General features: G+C 58.7%; 18 protein-coding genes and 1 pseudogene. 14 read left to right on the top strand and 5 right to left on the bottom strand.

The genetic code is table 11. The features are described from left to right. Positions 1-346 precede the first annotated feature (346 nt). From JHD62_RS10435 to JHD62_RS10410, 6 genes are all read left to right on the top strand, one after another. The gene (locus JHD62_RS10435) at positions 347-2296 is read left to right on the top strand and encodes a methyl-accepting chemotaxis protein (protein WP_199102839.1); all 1950 of its coding nucleotides are present in this window, start codon (positions 347-349) and stop codon (positions 2294-2296) included. Positions 2297-2524: 228 nt separating this feature from the next. Then, on the top strand, positions 2525-2815 hold the full coding sequence (locus JHD62_RS10430) for a nucleotidyltransferase family protein (RefSeq protein ID WP_199102838.1): 291 nt from the start codon (positions 2525-2527) through the stop codon (positions 2813-2815). Positions 2816-2829: 14 nt separating this feature from the next. Then, on the top strand, positions 2830-3177 hold the full coding sequence (locus JHD62_RS10425; protein ID WP_370541052.1) for a DUF86 domain-containing protein: 348 nt from the start codon (positions 2830-2832) through the stop codon (positions 3175-3177). A 97-nt stretch (positions 3178-3274) separates the two neighbouring features. After that, the gene (locus tag JHD62_RS10420; protein WP_199102836.1) at positions 3275-4168 is read left to right on the top strand and encodes a DUF4747 family protein; all 894 of its coding nucleotides are present in this window, start codon (positions 3275-3277) and stop codon (positions 4166-4168) included. A gap of 23 nt (positions 4169-4191) precedes the next feature. After that, on the top strand, positions 4192-4716 hold the full coding sequence (locus tag JHD62_RS10415; RefSeq protein ID WP_199102835.1) for a hypothetical protein: 525 nt from the start codon (positions 4192-4194) through the stop codon (positions 4714-4716). A gap of 581 nt (positions 4717-5297) precedes the next feature. After that, a complete protein-coding gene (locus JHD62_RS10410; protein WP_199102834.1) occupies positions 5298-5975 on the top strand; it encodes a hypothetical protein in 678 nt (225 codons plus the stop codon). Between the two features lie 151 nt (positions 5976-6126). On the opposite strand, the pseudogene JHD62_RS22980 reads toward JHD62_RS10410, so the two are convergent. After that, positions 6127-7293, bottom strand: a pseudogene (locus tag JHD62_RS22980) (methyl-accepting chemotaxis protein); the annotation flags it as partial. 454 nt (positions 7294-7747) lie between these two features. Next, a complete protein-coding gene (locus JHD62_RS10400) occupies positions 7748-8581 on the bottom strand; it encodes an SDR family NAD(P)-dependent oxidoreductase (RefSeq protein ID WP_199102832.1) in 834 nt (277 codons plus the stop codon). A 162-nt stretch (positions 8582-8743) separates the two neighbouring features. On the opposite strand from JHD62_RS10400, the gene JHD62_RS10395 reads away from it, so the two are divergent. From JHD62_RS10395 to JHD62_RS10380, 4 genes are all read left to right on the top strand, one after another. Next, a complete protein-coding gene (locus tag JHD62_RS10395; RefSeq protein ID WP_045845349.1) occupies positions 8744-8977 on the top strand; it encodes an exodeoxyribonuclease VII small subunit in 234 nt (77 codons plus the stop codon). Further along, the gene (locus JHD62_RS10390) at positions 8967-9863 is read left to right on the top strand and encodes a polyprenyl synthetase family protein (RefSeq protein WP_199102831.1); all 897 of its coding nucleotides are present in this window, start codon (positions 8967-8969) and stop codon (positions 9861-9863) included. Before JHD62_RS10395 ends, JHD62_RS10390 begins: the two co-directional genes overlap by 11 nt. Before the next feature lie 16 nt (positions 9864-9879). Then, complete coding sequence (dxs, locus tag JHD62_RS10385; protein ID WP_199102830.1) at positions 9880-11727, top strand: 1-deoxy-D-xylulose-5-phosphate synthase; 1848 nt, start codon at positions 9880-9882, stop codon at positions 11725-11727. A 142-nt stretch (positions 11728-11869) separates the two neighbouring features. Then, positions 11870-13162, top strand: a complete 1293-nt coding sequence (locus tag JHD62_RS10380; protein ID WP_199102829.1) for an MgtC/SapB family protein — start codon at positions 11870-11872, stop codon at positions 13160-13162. On the opposite strand, the gene JHD62_RS10375 is transcribed toward JHD62_RS10380, so the two are convergent. Together JHD62_RS10375 and JHD62_RS10370 are read right to left on the bottom strand one after the other, a co-directional pair. After that, a complete protein-coding gene (locus JHD62_RS10375; RefSeq protein ID WP_199102828.1) occupies positions 13159-13833 on the bottom strand; it encodes a methyltransferase in 675 nt (224 codons plus the stop codon). The two genes, JHD62_RS10380 and JHD62_RS10375, sit on opposite strands and share 4 nt — an antisense overlap. Before the next feature lie 234 nt (positions 13834-14067). Continuing rightward, a complete protein-coding gene (locus JHD62_RS10370) occupies positions 14068-14862 on the bottom strand; it encodes an alpha/beta fold hydrolase (RefSeq protein WP_199102827.1) in 795 nt (264 codons plus the stop codon). Positions 14863-15026: 164 nt separating this feature from the next. On the opposite strand from JHD62_RS10370, the gene dsbD reads away from it, so the two are divergent. The 4 genes from dsbD to JHD62_RS10350 all read left to right on the top strand — a co-directional run bounded on the left by dsbD (position 15027) and on the right by JHD62_RS10350 (position 20183). Beyond that, entirely contained in the window at positions 15027-16820 is a 1794-nt protein-coding gene (gene dsbD, locus JHD62_RS10365; RefSeq protein ID WP_199102826.1) for a protein-disulfide reductase DsbD, read from the top strand. A gap of 260 nt (positions 16821-17080) precedes the next feature. Then, the gene (locus JHD62_RS10360; RefSeq protein WP_199102825.1) at positions 17081-18478 is read left to right on the top strand and encodes a methyl-accepting chemotaxis protein; all 1398 of its coding nucleotides are present in this window, start codon (positions 17081-17083) and stop codon (positions 18476-18478) included. Between the two features lie 133 nt (positions 18479-18611). Then, the gene (locus tag JHD62_RS10355; RefSeq protein WP_199102824.1) at positions 18612-19727 is read left to right on the top strand and encodes an AI-2E family transporter; all 1116 of its coding nucleotides are present in this window, start codon (positions 18612-18614) and stop codon (positions 19725-19727) included. Between the two features lie 18 nt (positions 19728-19745). Continuing rightward, positions 19746-20183 carry a PH domain-containing protein gene (locus tag JHD62_RS10350; protein WP_199102823.1) on the top strand — a complete coding sequence of 146 codons (438 nt, stop codon included), beginning with the start codon at positions 19746-19748 and terminating at the stop codon, positions 20181-20183. A 95-nt stretch (positions 20184-20278) separates the two neighbouring features. Here the strand turns inward: JHD62_RS10350 and JHD62_RS10345 are convergent, their stop codons facing one another. After that, on the bottom strand, positions 20279-21466 hold the full coding sequence (locus JHD62_RS10345; protein ID WP_199102822.1) for an acetyl-CoA C-acyltransferase: 1188 nt from the start codon (positions 21464-21466) through the stop codon (positions 20279-20281). Between the last annotated feature and the right edge of the window lie 8 nt (positions 21467-21474).

Below are 21474 nucleotides of genomic sequence, written 5' to 3'. Positions count from 1 at the left end.
TAATAAGTGCCTTGGCTTTATCCTGCTGACTAGCCAATTCATTTATCAAATTATTTACAAACTGTCCCTAACCATTCAAGCAAATAACAGAAAAAACTCGCACGCCCTGCATTCTTTTGCAATCTTTCCTATGCTGGGGAAGACCGCCACATAAAAATCAAATCAGCCAATGCATCATTCATTGATATTTAAAAGGAGACACGCAATCAACCATCTGTTCCGTTATGCCTCTTTAAATCAATCTGCTCTGATAAAAAATGATTGACATTCACCGCGCAGACTCGTCCCGACGAATGTACCGCATAACCTAGCAAGCATCACCATCACAGCCCTTAGCGAGAATGCCATGTTCCAGATCGTAGCCAAAGCCATGCGACACATGAGTTACCCCAGCCGCTTTGCCATCATCGGTGCGGTATTCGCCATTGCGCTGTCCTATCTGACTTATGGGCTGTACCGCAGCAATCAGGACAATGCCGACTTCTCCAGCAAGGAACTGATAGGCACGCAATACCTGAAACCAAGCATGGCTTTGCTGGCGCAAATCCAGCAGCAGCGGGTATTGGCAGAAAAAGGACAGGCCCGCGCGGCCAATCTGGAACAGGCCTGGGGCGCGGTAAATGCCGTGCAAACCGACATTGGCGCTCAATTAACCGTAGACACCAGCTGGAGCGCATTGAACACTGCCTGGCAAGCGGTCAAGACCAGCGCCAGCGCCGACAATCTGGACAAGCTGAGTGACAGCCTGAATGAACATATCGGCCGGGTGAGCGATCAATCCAACCTGACGCTGGACCCGGATATCGACACCTACTACCTGATGGACGCCGTCACGGTGAAATGGCCCAACTGGCTGATACGCGCCACCCGCAGCAACGCCCTGCTGGAGCGATCCGCCAGCCAGCCACTCAGCGCCAAGGACCACGACACCGCAGTGGAGCTGCGCATCCTGCTGGATGACGCCCTGTCCGGCATGCAGGATGACTTTGCCAAAGCCACCGCCTACAACCCGCAACTGAAAACGGTACTCAACAGCCGCCAGGAACAGCTGCTTAATCAGGCCAAAACCAATGGCCAGCAACTGGACAAGGCCATCAGCGGTACGGCAGCAACTGCGGGCGGCCTGCAAGAGGGCACCATACAAAGCGCACTGGCACTGCAGCAAGTGACCCTGGATCAGCTTGAATCCCTGCTGCATGTACGGCTGGGACACATCCTGCTCCAGCGCAACATCTACATGGCCTGCGCCCTGTTCACCCTGCTGCTGTCGGCCTATCTGTTTGTCACCCTGTACATGTCCATCACCATGCAACTGGGTGGCGACCCCTTCTATGTGCAAAAAGTGGTGCAGCAGATTGCCAGCGGCAGACTGGATACCGAAATCAAATTGCGTGACGAAGCAACAGACAGCCTGCTGGCCGAGATACGCACCATGCGCAACAACTTGCACGAAACCGTCAGCAGCCTGATTGCCACCTCGCATCAGCTGGATGAAACAGCCAGCGAAGTTGCCACCAGTGCCCGCCATGTCGCGCGCGGCAGTGAACAGCAACATGACGCCGCCTCGGACATGGCCGCCGCAGTGGAACAACTGAGCACCAGCCTGTCAGTGAGTGCCGACCGTTCGGCGCAGGCAGACCAGCTGACCCGCCATGCAGTCAGCCAGTCCTTCACCGGGGTGGAAGTGATAGGCGATGCAGGCCACAGCATGAGCAGCATTGTGGCCTCCATCAATGAAGTGGCCGGCACCATCGACAAGCTCACCCGCCAGTCCGAGTCCATCGTCACCATTGTGGATGTGATTCACGAAGTGGCCGACCAGACCAATCTGCTGGCCCTGAATGCCGCCATTGAAGCCGCCCGCGCCGGCGAGGCCGGACGCGGCTTTGCCGTAGTCGCCGACGAAGTACGCAAACTGGCGGAACGCACCGCCCACTCCACCACCGAAATCACCACCATCGTGCAGGAAATCCAGGGCACCACCCAGCATGTGGCAGGGCACATGAGCAGCAGCCGTGGCACGGTGGAGCAAGGCCAAAGCAAGGCTGACCAGGCGCATCAGGTGATGGATGCCATCCGGGAGCAGATCAACCAGGCATGCGTGGCCGTGGCCGATATCCGCACTCGCCTGAGCGAGCAGAGCCAGACCAGCCAGGATATTGCGCGGAATGTGGAGGAAGTGGCGCGGATGTCGGAGGAAAACAGCCGGGTGGTGCAAAGCTCCAGCGAAACCGTCAACCGCCTGAAAACCCTGTCATCGCAGTTGACGCAGCTGGCGGGGAAGTTTTCGGTGTAGCGGGTTGGCGCAATGACAAGCCATGGCTGGCTTGTCACGGACAAGTAGTAAAAGCCCACCGGATGGTGGGCTTTTTTGTATCAGCTATCGCCAACTGGCATGAAAGAGAGCCAGACGAGGTGCTGCAAGACCACGTGGATTGCTGCATGCACGCACCGGAAAATAGTCCTTGGAGAGCCATGGTTGATCGCTTAACATTTCAGCAGCTTTCTACCTGAAAGAATGCCCATGCGCCCCTCCCTTGTGCTGGAAATGCAGCGCGCCGCTGTCCGCGCTACGGTAGCCCGATTCCCCACCACCAACCCACGCGTATTCGGCTCGGTACTGCACGGCACCGACCACGAAGGCAGCGATATCGACTTGCTGGTAGATGCCTTGCCCGGTGCAACGCTGATTGATCTTGGCGGCCTGCAAGTCGAGCTGGAATCGCTGCTAGGCCTGCATGTCGACCTGCTGACGCCTGATGACCTGCCATTGAAATTCCGGGCCGAGGTGCTGGCAGAGGCACAGCCCGTATGAGCGCAGACCACCGCGTGACCGATTACCTTGACCACATGCAGCAGGCAGCGACTGACGCCTGTGATTTCGTGGCGGGCATGTCCAAAGAAGAATTTCTTGCCGACAAAAAGACCCAGCGGGCTGTCATCATGTGCCTGATCATCATCGGCGAAGCAGTGACCAAGCTGATGGACGGCTATCCGAGGTTCGTTGAGGTGCACAGCACAGTGCCGTGGCACTCTATCAGAGGGATGCGCAATCGGATGGCACATGGATACTTTGAAATCAATCTGGATGTGGTGTGGGACACCATACAGACAGCACTGCCGGCCTTGCTACCGCAACTTTCAGTAGTGAAACGAGAAGCTCAGAGGCACAAATAGTCATTACTAGATGTGGCTGAGAGCATTGAATTTAAAGCATTTTCCAATTAACATACAAACTACTCTTTTGGCATAATCAATTTTAATTGGATATACAATGGCATCACATTACTACTTTAATATTGAATTACTTCCCATCAAACCAGAATATGGATTTGTTGGTACTGATGGCTACTTCAAACTTTTCGAATTACTTAAAGAAAATAGAAAAGACACGACATCAATAGATTACTCGTTTCCGCTTCAAAGTGACTTTTATTTTGACTTTGATTCAATTCATCCAGAACGAATTTCAAAAGATCACGTTTATGGAAAATTGATGAAATTTGACAAAGTTGACGCTGTCGTCAGTAGAAAATCTGGCGAGATTCAATTTCAAGGAGATGATGACTCATCCTCAAAGAGATATTTTTTCGACTACCTATTCGATTGCAGATCACACATCATTGCGATAGGTGATAATTCACAAAAACTACCGTCAGTTAGTAACCTAGAAGATTTTTTGATTTTTTCACTAAATACAATTGCTAATCACAACTTCCCAAATCATGTTTTAAAAGTCATATGCTTAACATCCTCCGATGCTTTAAACGATGTTTTTGAAAATGCGCACTCATTCAACAGAATTGAAGTAAATGTGACATTTTCCAATCCTGACAAAATGCTTGCCGGAGTGATTAAGGATTATGAAAACGAGATGCGAGAGCAAGGTATTATCTCGGTTTCTCATGTAGAGAAAGGAGCCAACGGGGGCATGACATCTCCTTCAACAATTTGCCGTGCACTACTTGATTTGGCAAAGAAATTTGGAGATGCACGAATAAATTATTTGCGCAATATTGATGATAATATAAAAAGACGTATTTTCAGAATGAAAGATCATCCAGTAAATATTGACATAAGAAGAGGAAATTCATCAGACGAGCAATACAGAGAAAAAATAAGAGCAAGTATTGACCAGGCAAACAACCAAGCAATTGGAGGTGATTGATTGTGAAAATACGGTCATTACTATTGAAAATACCCATCCTCAATACAATACTGATAATTTTATCATTATATGCTTCAGAAGGCACCCCAAGCTCCATAGCCGCAGGCACAAAATGGCAAAACTATCTATCAAGACTTGCACCAAGAATTTTAATCGCACTTACAATATCTTGGATATCAGTCAGATACTCGCATAATATAAAAGCCGAAGATGTTGATGGATATGTAATTTCTGGATACCCCAGTCTTATTGGCTTTGGCATTGGAGTTTATGCACTGATTTTCGGGATGTCTAGGGTTTTTTTCACCTATTTGGAAAGTATAGGAATAGCCAGTCCTGTCGCATACATTAACGGCAACATGGCATTCTCCCTACTAATTCTAATTCTATGCCTCTTAATTGCATTCATCTCCAGATTAACAGGCTCGCCCAGCCTACTTTTTTCTACTTTTATCTTTCTATATGGCATTACTGCCATCATTGATTTGGTTTTAATAATATTCATTGCAGCTTTACAAGATACGATAAAAAACAAATCAAAAGAATAAAAAGTACACATAGCAGTGATTAATTTTACAAATTTTGCACTAAAATATTTGGTATCTTCGTCTTCGTTAATATTTTCTATTAACAAAATTCAGTGTAATTTTCGGTAAATGTGGCATCAAATGGAAGAAACTAAATACTATTTGAGCCTCCGCACCAACGCGCCCCCGGCCCCGTCAAGCTTGCCGACGGGTGGCGCTGCTGCGGTTTTAAGCGGCTGGCTGTCTGAGCGATTGGACGATAGCCAATCGCGAGTTCCAGCCGTGCCGCAGCAGTGTCAGGCCCCGGAGGGAAGCCGCAGGCCATGCTTGTGGGGTGGCCTTTGGGGTTGGAAGGGGCCTTTGGCCAAGCAAAGGCCCCTGCCCCGCCGCCGCGCGGACGCGGCAGCAAAATCATCATCCGCAAAGCGGATACAAAACCATTTCCTACACTACTTGCCAGCCATCCTCACACCGTAAACCCTTGCGACTCACCCGCTTGCTGTTTAGCCTTTGCGAGTTGCACTTAAACAGCGCAACCAGGTTTGGCGACCTGATTATCCGGACAGGAAATCCTCTACCACCATATTGATGGAGACATCGCCATGTCCGCTAACACCAAAACCACCCAGCCCCCACCACCCCTTACCCTCCACTACCTCGGCAAACCCATCCGCCTCACCCTCCACCACACCCCACCCCTGCTCGCCATCGCCGACCTCGCCGCCGCGATCGGCCCACGCTGCACCGAACAACTGCGCCAGCAACTGCAAACACACGCACACCAGCCCGACGAACACACCCCACCCAGCTGGCCACTGCCCGCCCTGCTGCAAGCCCTGCGCCGCAGCCGCAAACCCGCCGCCCGCCAGCTACGCCGCTGGCTAAGCCGCGAACTGCTCCCCGCCCTGCACCAGCTGCCACCCCACGCCCCGCGCTGGGAACAGGCACTCGCCATGGCCGCCGAAGCCGGTCAGCAAATCAGCCATGCCGTACTGCAAACCGTGCTGCAACAGGAAGAAAACTGGCAGCACACCCACTGGCTGCTGACGCTGGATTACACCCCGGACCACCCGCGCCGCCATAGCCATGGCCGACTCAGCGCGCTGGAATGCAGCGCCACACCCTTGCAGGCGCTGGCAGATGAAATTGCACAGCCCAAGGGCCTGGGCATGCAGAACGGGGATTTGCTGAAACTGGTGGCGGCCTGCCATGCGCAACTGGCACAGCGCATGAACAAGCAGGCGTGGCGGGAGATGGCACGCAGAGGAGAGACAAACTGAAACGCCGCAGCCCATCAGCGCGGTGATGGTGACTGCGGCGTGTTTCAGCTAGTGGAGGAAGGCGGAATCAGCCGGCCTGTACGCCCTTGTCCAGCGCCATCTGCTGGATGGCAGTGACCACCGAATCCGCTCCCTGGCGGATCTGGTTGATGACATCGCCCACCTTGTTGACCTGATCGACACTGCCTTCCACCAGGGTCTTGATCTGGTCCATATTGTTCACCGCAGTACCGGTCTGGTTCTGGATGGCGGTAACCATGCCGGAGATTTCTGCAGTGGACAGCGAGGTGCGCTCGGCCAGCTTGCGCACTTCGTCCGCCACTACGGCAAAGCCACGGCCGGTTTCACCGGCGCGGGCGGCTTCGATGGCAGCATTCAGGGCCAGCAGATTGGTTTGGTCGGCAATGTCCTTGATGGTTTGCACGATGGTGCCGATTTGCTGGGAGTGCTTGCCCAGTGACTGCACGCTTTGGGCGGCAGTGGCAATTTCGTTGGCCATGTTTTCGATATTGCTGACACTGTCGCTGATGTTGTTGACGCCTTCTTCTGCCCAGTGACGGGTTTGCTGCGAGGTGTTGAAGGCAAACAAGGCGCTGTCGCGTTCCTGTTTCTGGGTCTGCACATTGGGGGTGATGTCGGTGGCAAACTTGATGACGGATACCACCTTGCCGCTTTCATCAAACACCGGGTTGTAGCTGGCTTCCAGCCAGCGCTCGCTGCCATCCCTGGCAATGCGTTTGATCTGGCCGGAGAAAAAGCGACCGCTGCGCAGTTGATCCCACAGCTGGGCGTATTCCCGGCTATTGGCAAACTCTGGTGTACACAGTCGGCGGTGGGGCTGACCGATCAATTCGGCTTCCTGATAACCCATCACCTTGAGGAAGTTCTCATTGACCTTGGTGATGGTGCCATCCAGGGTGAATTCGATACTGGCCATCACCCGGTTCACCGCGTCCAGCACTGCGCGGTTGCGCGAGGCCTCTTGCACGCGCGGGGTGATGTCGGTGGCAAATTTGATAAAGCCGGTAATTTTGCCGCTGGCGTCCTTGATCGGGTTATAGGTGGCCTCAAGCCAAACCTCGTCACCATTGCTGCGCAGGCGCTTGACCCGGCCGATGAAGGGCTTGCCTTCGCGCAGCGATTGCCAGAATGCCTGGTAAGCTGGCGACCCGGCATAGCCGGGTTCACAGAAGGCACGATGGTTCATGCCTGACAAGCTGGATGCGCTATAACCCATCACCTGTTGAAACAGGGCGTTGGACTCCACCACATTGGCATTCAAATCGAATGTGACGCTGGCGGTAGAGGCATGGATGGCATCCAGTATCGCTTTTTGCTGATCCAGCATGGCTGCTTGCTGGTCAATTTTTTCATGCAGTTTTTTATTAAACATTCACTACCCCCGATGGCTGCTTTTACTAGTCAATCGATAAAGCAATACTGCAAGCATGGGTACGAGTATAACCATGGTTTCATTACAGTAAAGAATTTTCAGGGGGAAATTTGTTATTGAAGATAATGGCCGGAATTAAGGTGCAATTTACGCAGCTTTTAAAATATTTACAGTTAAAGCAATTCAACTTTAGTCGTAGCATCGCAGGCCATGCATTATTCAAAAAGCATATGCTTTATTGCCAATTGAAGCCCTAGTATTAGCAAAACATGGCGGCAAGCGTAAATACCACCAGCCATGCATGTCTCATCTCTGCGCAATATCCATCAGATACCCGCAGTGCCGTCAGGCAGCTCCTGCCAGCGGCCCTTGTACAGAGTTACACCGCCTTGCGCAGCGCCCAGTCAAAAGCGCGGGTGGACAGCACCCGGCGTAGCACCCAGAACACCTTGGTGGGCTTGGTAATGCGATAACGCGCCCTGGGGCGGCTGGCGTTGACCGCCTGCCATACCGCCTCGCCCACCGCGGTGGCGGGCAGGGTGAACGGCGCGGCGTGGCCTTCTTTTTTCAGGCGCACCAGCTGGCGCTCATATTCTGCGCGATGCACGCTGCCGGCCACATCCACATTCTGCAAGAAGCGTTGCAGGGCATTGGGGCGGAAGCGGCTTTCAATCGGCCCCGGCTCCACCAGCGAGACAAAAATGCCGGTACCGTGCAGCTCCTGCCGCAGGGTGTCACACATGCCTTCCATGGCGAACTTGCTGGCGTTGTAGGCGCCGCGCCAGCGCATGGCGGCAAAACCCAGGATGGAGCTGTTATAGATGATGCGTCCATGGCCCTGGGCGCGCATGACGGGCAGCACGGCATTGGTGAGTTCCCACGGGCCAAACAGATTGGTTTCGAACTGCTCGCGCATGGCCTGGCGGTGGATGTCTTCCACCGCGCCGGGCTGACCGAAACCTGCATTGTTGAACAGGGCATCCAGCCGCCCGCCGGTCTGCGCCAGCACGGTTTGCAGGGCGCTGTGGATGGAGGCGCTGTCGGTGACATCCAGTTGCAGGCTTTCCAGCCCTTCGGCCTGCAGCCGGGCTACGTCCTCGGTGCGGCGGCAGCTGGCAAACACGCGCCAGCCACGCTGGGCAAACAGTATTGCCGTGTGGTAACCAATGCCGCTGGAGCAGCCGGTAATCAGAATGCAGGGGGGGTGGGACACGTCACAACCTCGTCAAAATCAGGCAAACAGGCGGAACCCTACACCATACGGCGGGCATTGTTGAAGCAGTTTCCTGCCCCTTGCCGCGCAGACAAAAATATCGTGTTGCCGTGGAAATGGAATAAAATGGCCGACTACCGATTTTGCGACAAGGAAAACGCCATGGCGAAATCCGCCAAAGCCCCGGCCAGCTTTGAAACCGCGCTGGCCCAGCTGGAGGACATCATCCAGGCGATGGAAGGCGGCGATGTGCCGCTGGAGACTGCACTTGCGTCCTACAAGCAAGGCGTGGAGCTGATCAAGTTCTGCCAGGGCAAATTGTCCGACGCCGAGCAGCAATTGAAAATTCTGGAAAACGACGAACTCAAACCGCTGGACCTCAGTAATGGCCAATGAATCCTTCATCGGCTGGATGACGCAGATCCAGCAAACCATGGAAACCGCCCTCGCCCGCTTTCTGCCCTCGGCCGACACCTTGCCGCAGCGCCTGCATCAGGCCATGCGCTATGCCACGCTGGAAGGCGGCAAGCGGGTGCGCCCGCTGCTGGCCTTTGCCGCAGGTGAACTGAGCGGTGCCAGCACAGAGAACCTGGCACGCGTGGCGGCGGCGGTGGAGATGATCCACGCCTATTCGCTGGTACACGACGACCTGCCCTGCATGGACGACGATGTGCTGCGCCGTGGCAAGCCCACCTGTCATGTGGAGTTCGACGAAGCCACCGCCCTGTTGGTGGGTGATGCACTGCAAACCCTGGCATTCGAGCTGATTGCCACCCCGATGGAAGGTGTCAGCCCGGCCAGCCAGCTGGCCATGTGCCACACGCTGGCACGTGCTTCCGGTCACGGCGGCATGGCCGGTGGCCAGGCGATTGACCTGGCCAGCGTGGGCCAGACGCTGAACCTGCCCGAGCTGGAATTCATGCACATGCTGAAAACCGGTGCGCTGATTCGCGCGGCGGTGCTGCTGGGCGCGATGGCAGGCCAGCCCCTGTCGGCCAAGCAGACCGAACAGCTGGATATCTTTGCCAAGCGCATTGGTCTGGCGTTTCAGGTGGTGGATGACGTGCTGGATTGCGAAGCCGACACCGCCACGCTGGGCAAGACAGCCGGCAAGGATGCCGCCAATGACAAGCCCACTTATGTCAGCCTGATGGGCCTGGCCGAGGCCAAGCAATTTGCCCGCGAATTGCGCGAGCAGGCCTTTGCCGCGCTGGAAGACTTTGGCCCGGCTGCCGACCGACTGAAACAACTGGCCGACTACATCGTGGCCCGCTCGTTTTAACCGCAGAAGAACAACAATGACTCCGCTGCTCGACACCATTCATCAGCCCTCCGACCTGCGTGCGCTGGGCCGCCAGCAACTGCCGCAACTGGCGACGGAACTGCGCGAATTCCTGGTCGATACGGTCAGCAAGACCGGTGGCCATTTTGCCTCCAACCTGGGCAGCATCGAGCTGACCATCGCCCTGCACTACGTGTTCAACACTCCGGACGACCGTCTGGTGTGGGACGTGGGCCACCAGACTTACCCGCACAAAATCCTCACCGGACGCCGCGAGCGCATGGGCAGCATGCGCCAGAAAGGCGGGCTGGCGGGCTTCCCCAAGCGTGAGGAATCGCCCTACGACACCTTTGGCGTGGGCCATTCGTCCACCTCCATCGGTGCTGCGCTGGGCATGGCGGCCGCCGCCAAGCTGCAAGGGCTGGACCGCAAGTGTGTGGCCATCATCGGTGATGGCGCCATGACTGCCGGTCAGGCTTTCGAGGCGCTGAACAACGCCGGGGCGATGGATACCGATTTGCTGGTGATCCTCAACGACAACGACATGTCGATTTCGCCCAATGTCGGCGCGCTGAACAATTATCTGGCCAAGCTGATGTCCGGCCGCTTCTACGCCGCCATGCGCGAGGGCTCCAGCAAGGTGCTGGGCATGGCCCCGCCCTTGAAGGAAATTGCCAGCAAGGTGGAAGAGCACGTCAAGGGCTTCTTCACGCCGGGTACCTTGTTCGAGGAATTCGGCTTCAACTACATCGGCCCCATCGACGGGCACGATCTGGACGTGCTGGTGGATACGCTGAAGAACATCCGCAGCCTGAAAGGGCCGCAGTTCCTGCATATCGTCACCAAGAAGGGCCACGGCTACAAGCTGGCCGAGAACGACCCGGTGAAATACCACGGCGTCACCAAGTTCGACCCGGCCAATGGCCTGGCCGGTGGCAAGAGTGGTGGCAAGCCGCAGTACACCCAGGTGTTTGGTGACTGGATTTGCGACATGGCCAAGCTGGATGCGCGTCTGGTGGGCATCACCCCGGCCATGCGCGAGGGTTCCGGCCTGGTGCGTTTCGAGAAGGAGCACCCGGACCGCTACTTCGACGTGGCCATTGCCGAGCAGCACGCAGTCACCTTTGCTGCTGGTCTCGCCTGTGATGGCGCCAAGCCGGTGGTGGCGATTTACTCCACCTTCCTGCAGCGCGGTTACGACCAGCTGATTCACGACGTGGCGCTGCAGAACCTGCCGGTACTGTTTGCCATCGACCGCGCTGGTCTGGTGGGTGCCGACGGCCCCACCCATGCGGGTGCCTTCGACATTTCCTTCCTGCGCTGCATTCCCAACATGACAGTGCTGGCTCCGTCCGACGAAAACGAATGCCGCCAACTGCTGTACACCGCCTTCTGCATGGACAGCCCCACCGCCGTGCGCTACCCGCGTGGCGTCGGCCCCGGCGTGGAAATCCAGCAGGAGATGACTGCCCTGCCGGTAGGCAAGGGTGTGCTGCGCCGCAGTGGCAAGGGCAAGGTGGCGATTCTGGCTTTTGGCAGCATGGTGGCCCCGGCACTGGCTGCGGCCGAGGCGCTGGATGCATCAGTCGCCGACATGCGTTTTGTCAAACCGCTGGATACCGGGCTGATCCGCCAGCTGGCCGAACAGCATGACTACATTGTCACCGTGGAAGAAAACGTGGTGATGGGCGGTGCCGGCTCCGGCTGTCTGGAAGCCATGCAGGCCATGGGCATCGTCAAGCCTGCCTTGCTGCTGGGCCTGCCGGACGACTATGTTGAACATGGAGACCCCACGGTATTGCTGGCCGATTGCGGCCTGAACGCTGCCGGGATTGAAGCAAGCATCCGTAACTGGTTGCCCTGACAATAACAAGAGCGGCCAAGCAAAATAGCGTAGCGCCCTGGGGCAAGGCGCGCCGACGCCGACAGTACAAGTAGTACGGCAAGGAGGCGCAACGCTGCAGCAGGTTTTTGCCTGGCCGCGCCAGACAGAACAAGGAGGAGTCATGGGTGGTTTTGACCTGGCAACCTGGCTCAACCTCAAAGGCAGCCCTTTCGAGACGCTGCCGCTGTTTGTCACCAGTCTGGCCATCGGCCTGCTGATGGGGGTGGAGCGCGAGCGCAAGCACCACACCCTGGCAGGCATCCGCACCTTTCCGCTCACCGCCATTTTCGGCACCCTGGCCGCCATGCTGGACGCTGCATCGCATGGCGTACTGCTGCAAACCGTCGGCCTGCTGGCAGTGGCTTCCTTCGGCTTTCTGCCGGAACGCTGTGCCGACAGCGACAAGACCGAGCCGCGCACCACCACCGTGGCGTCCTTGCTGGTCATCTACTGCCTGGGCGCGCTGGTATGGCATGGTTATGGCGGCGTCGCCGTGGCAGTGGGCATTGTCGCCACCGCCCTGCTCTACCTCAAGCCCGAGCTGTCCGGCCTCACTCACAAGCTGGACCGGCGCGACCTGCTGTCACTGCTACAGTTTGCCGCGCTGTCCTTCATCGTATTACCGCTGTTACCTAACCGCACCTTCGGCCCCTACCAAGCGGTGAACCCGCATCAGGTGTGGCTGATGGTGACCCTGATCGTGGGCATCAGCCTGTCCGGCTATCTGGCGGTCAAATTACTGGGCCAGCGCGTGGGCGGCCCCTTGCTAGGCATTCTGGGCGGGCTGGTTTCCTCCACCGCCACCAGCCTGATCTACGCCCGCGAGGCGCGCGCCAATCCACTGTCGCTGAACCTGGGCACGGCCGTCATCCTGCTGGCCAATCTGGTGCTGTTCGTGCGGCTGCTGGTGCTGGCTGCCGTGGTGCAAAGCAGTGTGCTACCAGCGGCAGCCTGGGTGCTGTTGCCCGGTCTGCTGTGCGGCCTGAGTGCCGCACTGTGGCAGTTGCGCCAGCACAATAACGGCCAGCCGCAGCCGGAGCTGCAACTGAGCAACCCTTCGGAAATGAAGCTGGCGCTGGGCTTTGGTGCCATGTTTGCGCTGGTGATGTTTTGCGCTGCCTGGCTGAATGCCGAGTTCGGCAGCAAGGGCGTGTATGTGGTGGCGCTGATTTCCGGCCTGAACGATGTGGACGCCATCTCGCTCACCGCTTTCAACCTGTTTGGCGAAAACCGGCTGGACGGCCAGCAGGTGGCCACCACGCTGGTGCTGGCGATTACTGCCAACAATGTGTTCAAGTTCAGCCTGATCGCCAGCCTGGGCGGCAGTGCGCTGGCACGCCGCTGCCTGCCCACCCTGCTGGCGGCCAGCGGCGGCATGCTGGCCGGGCTGCTGATGCTCGGCTGGCGGGCCTAGTGCGCCAGTGCGCGCTGTCGCTGACGCGACAGGCGTACGATGCATCCCTTGTAGGCCTCGCCGCTTTCCATCTTTTGTGGTGCACGCTGGCTGTCATGGCCATAGCCCAGTGCCGCCATTTCCCGGCAGAAACCGGCGCGGTTGCCGCGGTCCGGGTCCACGATGATGACTTCGGCACCGGGCGCGGCATGGCGGTCGATAAAATGAGCCAGCTGGCCGGGCTGTTGCCGCTCGTACAGCACGTCACTGCCGATGATCAGGTCGAACAGCCCCAGTTCCGGATTGCTGCCACCCCAGTCACCGGCGTGGTATTGCAGTGGTGACAAGTCGTTGAGCAGCAGGTTTTCCCGCAGGAAATCCGGGCTGCGCGGGTGCCAGTCACTGACGGTGACATCCCCGTGACGGCGATGTACCACCATGCTGGCCAAGGCCAGACCGGCACCGATTTCCAGCACGCGCAAACCCCGCAGCGGTTCGCTGCTCATCAGCAAGGCCAGCACGCGGGCAGAGGGCCACAGCAAGCCGAACAAGGACCAGCTGGCCGGTGAAATGCCACGCTGTTCGGCTTCGCCCAGCGGGTCGGAATATTGCTGGGAATCCAGCAGGGAACGGACAAGATAATCGGTGCCATCAACGGACACCGTTTGTTGCTTGGTCAGATAGCCGGGCATGCCGGGACGCCTTTACAGGGATTGAAGCGGGGTTGCACTGCGAGGAAACGTTCTGATCGAACGGGCAGGCGCTTCAGAAAGGCAGTCGGGCAAGAAGAAGCTGCGGGGACGAAAAGGCAGTCGGACACCACACCCCCGTCGAGGCGGCATGGCAAAAACTGCGCCTAGGGTAACACAGCATGCACCAGCCGCGGCCAGATCTTGTGCAGTGCACGATTCCGGCGCGGCAGGCAGCTAGCCTCCTCCCAGCAGGCCGGGCAGCAGTTGCAGGATGGTATGAGCGGTGGCCAGTGGCTGTTCCAGTGGAAACAGGTGGCTGCCGGTCACCTCATGCAGCTGCATGCCAAAGTGGCGCTGCATGTAGCGCAGGTCGGATGGCCGCACCACATCATGGCGGCTGGCGGCGACAAAGGCGGTTGGCACGGTCAGTTGACCGCGATAACAGGGGAAGTCATGCGGCAGGCCGCAGTAAATCTGGTGTTCGATTTGCGGACGAAAGCGCAAACGCCGCCCACCCTGGCCGTCGTCCTCGCTGCCATGCAAGGCATAGTCGGCCAGACAGTCCGCATCGAAACGGGCAAAGGCCGGTTTGCGGGCAAAGTAGTCGTGCATCATTTCCACGCTGGCCCAGCTGTCACGCCGCCCCAGGGTATTGCCGCCGGGGGTGATGCGGGCGATCAGGCCCAGTTTCTTGGCCAGCCAGATCAGCGCCGCACGGCGCGGCCCCATCAAGGGTGAGTCCAGAATCACCAGTGCCTTGAACAGCTGTGGTGCGCGGATGGCGGCATAAAACAGCAGATAGCCGCCCAGTGAATGACCGACACCAATCACCGGCTGGCCATAGCGGCTGAGCACGGCAATGGTTTCGTCCACCAGATGCGGCCAGCAGTCCGTCACCGGATACTGCGGGTCATGGCCAATGCAATCCAGCCAACCCAGCTGGTAGTGCTGGCCCAGTGCGCGCAGCAGCTTGCCGTATACCGGCGCGGGAAAGCTGTTGGCGTGGGCAAAATGAATGATGTCCTGCATGATGTGGTGTTGCGCCCATTTTGATTTGTTATGCGTCGATACTACCGTAAAATGGCGCTTTGCCAGCCGCCCTGACCAGGTAAACCGCTTGCGGCCACCAGCCGGCACGGAACCGGCGGGCACCTTGCTGGTCAACCCTTGCATCTTCCAGATAACGCACCATCATGCCGCACTCCCTGTTACGCCTGTTGTCCCCCTTGTGGCGCCTGCTTGCGCTGCTTGGCCTGCTGGGCCTGAGCACTGCCGCACTGGCGGTGAACCAGGCAGACCTGCTGCCACCGGAAAAAGCCTTTGCCGTCAGCGTGGAACGCCAGCCGGACCACCTGCTGCTGCAACTGAAGGTGGCGGACAACTATTACGTCTACCGTGACCGCCTGAGCTTCAGCACCGAACCGGCTGGCTTGCTGGGTAGCCCGGCCTTGCCGACAGGCGAGGTCAAGCAGGACGCCTTTTTTGGCCAGCAGGTGATTTACCATGGCCAGCAGCTGATCAAGCTGCCGCTGCATGCCGGCGCACCGGCCAGTTTCAAGCTGAACGTGAAACTGCAAGGCTGCTCCACCGCCGGCGTGTGCTATCCGCCCTACACCCATCATCTGGATATCAACAGCTACGGCAGCGCCAGCAATGGCAGCAGCAGCTGGCTGGCAGATGCCACGCCGGGAAAGCCGGCGGGTAGTGGCGGCAATCTGGCGGCCAAGGGCTGGCTGGCCACGCTGGGCAGCTTTCTCTTGGCCGGCATCGGCATGGCCTTTACTGCCTGCATGTATCCGCTGCTACCCATCGTGTCCTCGCTGATTGCCGGTGAAGGCCAACACATCACCCGCCAGCGCGGCTTCTGGCTGTCACTGACTTATGTGCAGGGACTGGCACTCACCTACACGGTGATCGGCATCATCGCCGGGCTCACCGGTTCGCTGCTCACCGTCTGGCTGCAACAGCCTGCCGTCATCCTCAGCGCCAGCGTACTGATGGTGGTGTTTGCCCTGTCAATGTTCGATCTCTACACCATCCAGCTGCCTTCGGCGCTGCAATCGCGGCTGGCCAATGCTTCCAACCGTCTGTCCGGCGGCAAGCTGGCCACGGTGTTTGCCATGGGTGCGCTGTCGGCGCTGATCATCGGCCCGTGCGTGGCCCCGCCGCTGGCGCTGGCGCTGGGCTATATCGGCAGCACCGGCGACGCCGTGCTGGGTGGTGCGGCGCTGTATGCAATGGCGCTGGGGCTGGGTTTGCCGCTGATCCTGATCGGCACTTTTGGCGGCCACGTGCTGCCGCGCGCCGGTGGCTGGATGAAGGCAGTGAAATCTGCCTTTGGCGTGCTGATGCTGGCGCTGGCCATCTGGATGGCCACGCCCTTCCTGCCTGCCATGCTGGTGCTGCTGCTGTGGGCGGTGCTGTGCGTGGGCTGTGCCGTGTTCCTGAAGGCATTTGAAACCCTGCCGGGCAATGCCCACATCAGCCACAAGCTGGGCAAGGGCCTGGGCTTGCTGCTGTTCCTGGTGGGTGCAGCACAGCTGGCCGGGGCGCTGGCCGGGGAGACCGACCCGCGCTATCCGCTGAAATGGCTGGCGGGCAACAAGGCACAGGCCGGCATCAGTCAGCAGCCAGTGTTTGCGCCTGTCAGCAGCACGGCCGAGCTGGACAGCAAACTGGCCGAAGCCCGCGCCAGCGGCAAACCGCTGCTGCTGGATTTCTATGCCGACTGGTGTGTGTCGTGCAAGGAGATGGAAAGCGAGACCTTTCCCGACGCCGCCGTCAGTCCGCTGATGCAGCGCTTCGTATTGCTGCGGGCGGATGTCACGGCCAACCTGCCGCAACATCAGGCCCTGCTCAAGCGCTTTGGTCTGTTCGGCCCTCCGGGCATCATCCTGTTTGACCCGGCAGCTCAGGAAAAGGGCCGGGTGATCGGCTTTACCCCGGCTGCCGAATTTGCCCGCCAACTGCAAAACATGCTGCCTTAATTCAAACGTCATTAACATTCATCATCATTATCGCTAATATCGAGGATCAGTACGGGCAGGGTTCAATCCCTGTACGTACTGATCCTGTTTTGCGTGCTATTCTGATAGCATTGTGCAGTGCAAAAACCGGGTCGTACTGACAGGCCATGCCAGCAACTTGCGTGCCGCAAATCAAACCGCAGATGAATGTTGGGGGAATGATGGGTCTCATGTTTTGGGTGAAGAGTGATCGGCCCGTAGCGACCGGGCCGCAAGATGCCGTGTCGGAAGATACCTTGCGCCGCACCGTTACCGCGCTGGCCGAGCGCGTTGGCCGGCTGGGCATTGAATCGGTGGAAATTGACGGCCGGGTGGACACGGTGCATGCACGTGCCACCAGCCGCACGGAGAAAATGGCATCGATGGTCGAGGCGGTGCATTCGCTGTCCGGTGCCAACACCCGTATCGGCGATGCGGCCGAATCCACCCATAAAAATGCTACCGAGGCGGCCACCTGCATGGAAGAAACCCGCGCCACCGTCAAAGTGGCACTGGATGCCATTCTTGAGCTGGTGGACGGTGTTGGCCAGATCGAAGCCAAGCTGCCGGAAATCCTCACCTCGCTGGAACATGTCTCCCAGGTTTCCAAAACGGTCAACGATGTCGCCAAGCAGACCAATCTGCTGGCGCTGAATGCGTCGATCGAGGCGGCCCGCGCCGGAGAGGCAGGTCGCGGTTTTGCCGTGGTGGCAGATAACGTCAAGAACCTGTCAGCCCAGACCGAGGGCGCGGTGCAAATGATTCAGGCCACGCTCAGTGCGCTCAGCAGCCAGGTGGATTCGCTGATTGCCAACAGCCGCGCCGCCTCGCAGGTTGCCCAGGCAGCGCGTTCCGGCACGGGTGAGATTGGTTCGGCCGTCACCCGCATTGACCAGATCAGCAAGGACCTGGCCCAGGTCAAACAATCGGTGGCCGGGATTGTGGAAGAAGCGGTAGGCAACCGCGAACACTGCCGTCATATTGAAGAAGAAATCCGGGTTGTGGCGGAAACCACGCGGGAATCACTGAAAGATATCGAAGTCATCAAGGGCCATACCGCCTCACTGCTGAACATGAGCGAGGATCTGGTTTCGCTGACTTCCGAAGCCGGTATCAAGACGGTGGACACACCGTTTATCGAGAAAATCGTGGCGTCGGCCAAGCAGGTGTCCACACTGTTTGAAGACGCAGTGCAACGTGGCGAAATTTCCATCAATGACCTGTTCGATACCCAGTACCAGCAAGTACCGGATATCACACCGCCGCACTACCTGACGCGCAACACCGAATTCTGCGCCCGCCATCTGGGGCCGCTGTGCAATGAAATTGTCGACTCCTCGCCCGACATCATCGCCTGCACACCGGGCGACATGAACAATTACTACCCGATCATCAACCGGGAATTTGCCAAACCGCCCACCGCTGACCCGGTATGGAATGCAGCCAACTCCCGCGCCAGAACGCGTCAGCTGGACCGCACCTCGCTCAACCAGATGAAGACCAAGAAGCCCTTTCTGGTACAGACCTACCGCCGCAATATGGGTGGTGGCCGCTTTGACCTGATGAAAAACTATTCGGCCCCCATCATGGTTCAGGGCCGGCAGTGGGGCGTGCTGCGCATCATGGTCAAGGTGAGATAAACGGGCCGGATAACCCGGGCAACAGGGTTTCCCGCGTTGCGCTGGCTTGAAGTTGGCGGGTTGATCCATTAACGTGTCACACCATCGGGCAGGCTTTGTGCCTGCCTTTTTCACTCAGACTCCGGATTTCCTCATGCCGCCCAAACCCTTTCCCAGCATCAGTGTGATGGCCGTGTTGCGCATCGCCGTGATGGGCCTGCTCATCCTGTCCTGCCTGAAGGTAATCCAGCCGTTTCTGGGTGCGCTGACCTGGGCCGCCATCATTGCCATTTCCGCCTGGCCGCTGTTTACCCGGCTGCGCCTGCGGCTCAATGGCCGCGCCAAGCTGGCGGCGGTCATCATTGTGGGGGCGCTGTCGCTGACGCTGGCCATTCCCATCGGCCTGATGGCCCTGACGCTGGCCGATACCATTCCGCAGCTGGCGTCCATGTCGCGTGACCTCACCAGCATTCACCTGCCCAATGCCCCGGCCTGGGTCAACACCCTGCCACTGGTGGGCGAGTCGCTGCACAAGTTCTGGATGAGCGTGCAACTGGACCTGCCGGGCTTTATCGACAAAATCCGCCCGGCCATCAACAAGGCCGCCTTGTGGGCACTGGAAAGCGGGGCTTCGGCCAGCCTGAGCATGCTGGAAATCGTGCTGGCCATCGTGATTGCCGGCCTGTTGCTGATCAATGGTGACAAGCTGTGGGATGGTGCCGAGCTGGCCATCAGCAAGCTGGGCGGTGCCACGGCAGACGAATTGCCCGAGGTGATTGCGCGCACCATCCGCAGCGTCACCACCGGGGTGGTGGGCACGGCACTGGCACAAACCGTGCTGTGTGTGATCGGCCTGTTGATTGCCGGGGTGCCCGGTGCACTAGTGCTGGGTTTCCTGTGCTTCATCGTGGCGGTGGCGCAGCTGCCCACGCTGATCATCTGGCTGCCGGCTGCCGGCTGGGTGTTTTACTCGGGCGAGACCGGCATGGGCATTTTCCTGCTGGCATGGGGCTTCTTGCTGGTCAATACCATCGACAACGTGCTCAAGCCGCTGCTGATCAGCCAGGGCGCGCAAATGCCCTTGTCCATCATTTTCATGGGGGTGATTGGCGGCCTGCTGGCCTGGGGCCTGCTGGGTCTGTTCATCGGCCCTACCCTGCTGGCCGTGGGCTTTACCCTGTTCCGCCACTGGCTGCGACCGGAGGATTACCCGGAGCAAACCGAGGAGTCCGAGCCGCCGTGTGATGTACAGGAAGAGCGTCGGTCCTGACACGCACAAAGGCATACCATGCAAACCCTGGTACTGACATCCAAGATCGACCTGTGGCTGGTGGCGGTGGCTGTAATAGCCACGGCTCTGCTAACGGTGGCTGCGACTCGCCCTCCGCTGGCCGATACAGGAAAAGTTCTGGGCATTGTGCTCAGTGGTATACCACTGCTGCTGTTGCTGTGGTATCCGCTCTGCAACACCCGATACACGCTGGATGACCAGAACCTGACGGTGCGCAGTGGCTTGTTCCACTGGAATATCCCGCTCACGTCCATCCAGGGCATTGAGCCAAGCCGGGATATGGCCTCGGCACCTGCGCTGTCGCTAGACCGGCTGCGGATTCGTTATTTGCAAGATGGCCAGCCCAACAGCATCCTGATTTCCCCCACCGACCAGACTTTGTTCATGCAAAGGCTGGGTGCTCTGAGGTCGAAGCCATCCCAAGCGGCAAACTGAACCAGCCTGTCCTGACAGACCCAGCACACCGCAGCAGGGCATGACCATGGCCAGCCCGAACCTTGCAGCCCGGGCTGGCTGTACAACCTTCAGCCTTACAGCAATTCCAGCGCCACGGCCGTGGCCTCGCCACCACCAATGCACAGGCTGGCCACACCGCGTTTGCCGCCATGCTGACGCAGGGCGGACAGCAGGGTCACCATTACCCGCGCACCGGATGCGCCAATGGGGTGGCCCAGTGCGCAGGCCCCGCCATGCACATTTACCTTGTCGTGGGGCAAGCCCAGCTCCTGCATGGCCGCCATGGTCACCACGGCAAAGGCTTCGTTGATTTCAAACAGGTCGACATCGCCTACCGTCCAGCCTGTCCTGGCCAACAGCTTGCGCATGGCCCCCACCGGCGCGGTGGTGAACAGGCCAGGCTCCTGCGCGTGAGTGGCATGGGCCACCAAGCGGGCCAGCGGCTTGAGCCCACGGCGGGCGGCTTCGCTCGCTGTCATCAACACCAGCGCGGCGGCACCGTCGGAAATGGAGCTGGAATTGGCCGCCGTCACCGTGCCGTCCTTGCGAAAAGCCGGTTTCAGGCTGGCAATCTTGTCCAGTTTTGCCTTGAGCGGTTGCTCGTCAATTTCCATCGCCTGTGTGCCGGATTTGCCCTCCACCAACACCGGGGTGATTTCCTCACGGAAGCGGCCTTCGGCAATGGCTTGTTGCGCGCGGGTGAGCGAGGCAATGGCAAAGGCGTCCTGTGCTTCGCGGCTGAAGCCATACTCGCCAGCACAGTTTTCGGCGAACACACCCATCAGCTTGCCCTTGTCGTAGGCATCTTCCAGCCCGTCCAGAAACATGTGGTCCTTGATTTCACCATGTCCCAGCCGCAGGCCGCCCCGCGCTTTGGGAATCAGATAAGGCGAATTGCTCATGCTTTCCATGCCGCCAGCCACCATCACGCTGGCAGAACCGGCCAACAGCAGGTCGTGTGCCAGCATGGCGGCTTTCATGCCGGAGCCACACATCTTGTTGATGGTGGTACAGCCAGCCGCCAGCGGCAGCCCGGCTCCCAGCGCAGCTTGCCGAGCCGGGGCCTGGCCCTGGCCGGCGGGCAGCACGCAGCCCATGATCACCTCGTCGACATCCTCGGCAGCCACACCAGACCGCTCTACTGCGGCGCGGATGGCAGCTGCGCCCAGCTGGCTGGCAGTCTGGCTGGCAAACATGCCCTGAAAGCCGCCCATGGCGGTACGGGCCATGCCCACAATGACAATCGATTCTTGCTGTTGCATCTGTGTAT

The sequence above is a fragment of the Aquitalea sp. ASV11 genome, from assembly GCF_016429185.1.
Taxonomy (GTDB): Bacteria; Pseudomonadota; Gammaproteobacteria; order Burkholderiales; family Chromobacteriaceae; genus Aquitalea; species Aquitalea pelogenes.
Note: the sequence above shows the minus strand (reverse complement) of the source record. Positions and strands in the feature narration are given on the sequence as shown.

Bases quoted from the DNA above. Each gene is read 5' to 3' on its own strand.
- JHD62_RS10435 (WP_199102839.1), top strand. From the start codon at position 347: ATGTTCCAGATCGTAGCCAAAGCCATGCGACACATGAGTTACCCCAGC.
- JHD62_RS10430 (WP_199102838.1), top strand. From the start codon at position 2,525: ATGCGCCCCTCCCTTGTGCTGGAAATGCAGCGCGCCGCTGTCCGCGCT.
- JHD62_RS10420 (WP_199102836.1), top strand. From the start codon at position 3,275: ATGGCATCACATTACTACTTTAATATTGAATTACTTCCCATCAAACCA.
- JHD62_RS10410 (WP_199102834.1), top strand. From the start codon at position 5,298: ATGTCCGCTAACACCAAAACCACCCAGCCCCCACCACCCCTTACCCTC.
- JHD62_RS10395 (WP_045845349.1), top strand. From the start codon at position 8,744: ATGGCGAAATCCGCCAAAGCCCCGGCCAGCTTTGAAACCGCGCTGGCC.
- JHD62_RS10390 (WP_199102831.1), top strand. From the start codon at position 8,967: ATGGCCAATGAATCCTTCATCGGCTGGATGACGCAGATCCAGCAAACC.
- dxs (WP_199102830.1), top strand. From the start codon at position 9,880: ATGACTCCGCTGCTCGACACCATTCATCAGCCCTCCGACCTGCGTGCG.
- JHD62_RS10380 (WP_199102829.1), top strand. From the start codon at position 11,870: ATGGGTGGTTTTGACCTGGCAACCTGGCTCAACCTCAAAGGCAGCCCT.
- JHD62_RS10375 (WP_199102828.1), bottom strand. From the start codon at position 13,833: ATGCCCGGCTATCTGACCAAGCAACAAACGGTGTCCGTTGATGGCACC.
- JHD62_RS10370 (WP_199102827.1), bottom strand. From the start codon at position 14,862: ATGCAGGACATCATTCATTTTGCCCACGCCAACAGCTTTCCCGCGCCG.
- dsbD (WP_199102826.1), top strand. From the start codon at position 15,027: ATGCCGCACTCCCTGTTACGCCTGTTGTCCCCCTTGTGGCGCCTGCTT.
- JHD62_RS10355 (WP_199102824.1), top strand. From the start codon at position 18,612: ATGCCGCCCAAACCCTTTCCCAGCATCAGTGTGATGGCCGTGTTGCGC.
- JHD62_RS10350 (WP_199102823.1), top strand. From the start codon at position 19,746: ATGCAAACCCTGGTACTGACATCCAAGATCGACCTGTGGCTGGTGGCG.
- JHD62_RS10345 (WP_199102822.1), bottom strand. From the start codon at position 21,466: ATGCAACAGCAAGAATCGATTGTCATTGTGGGCATGGCCCGTACCGCC.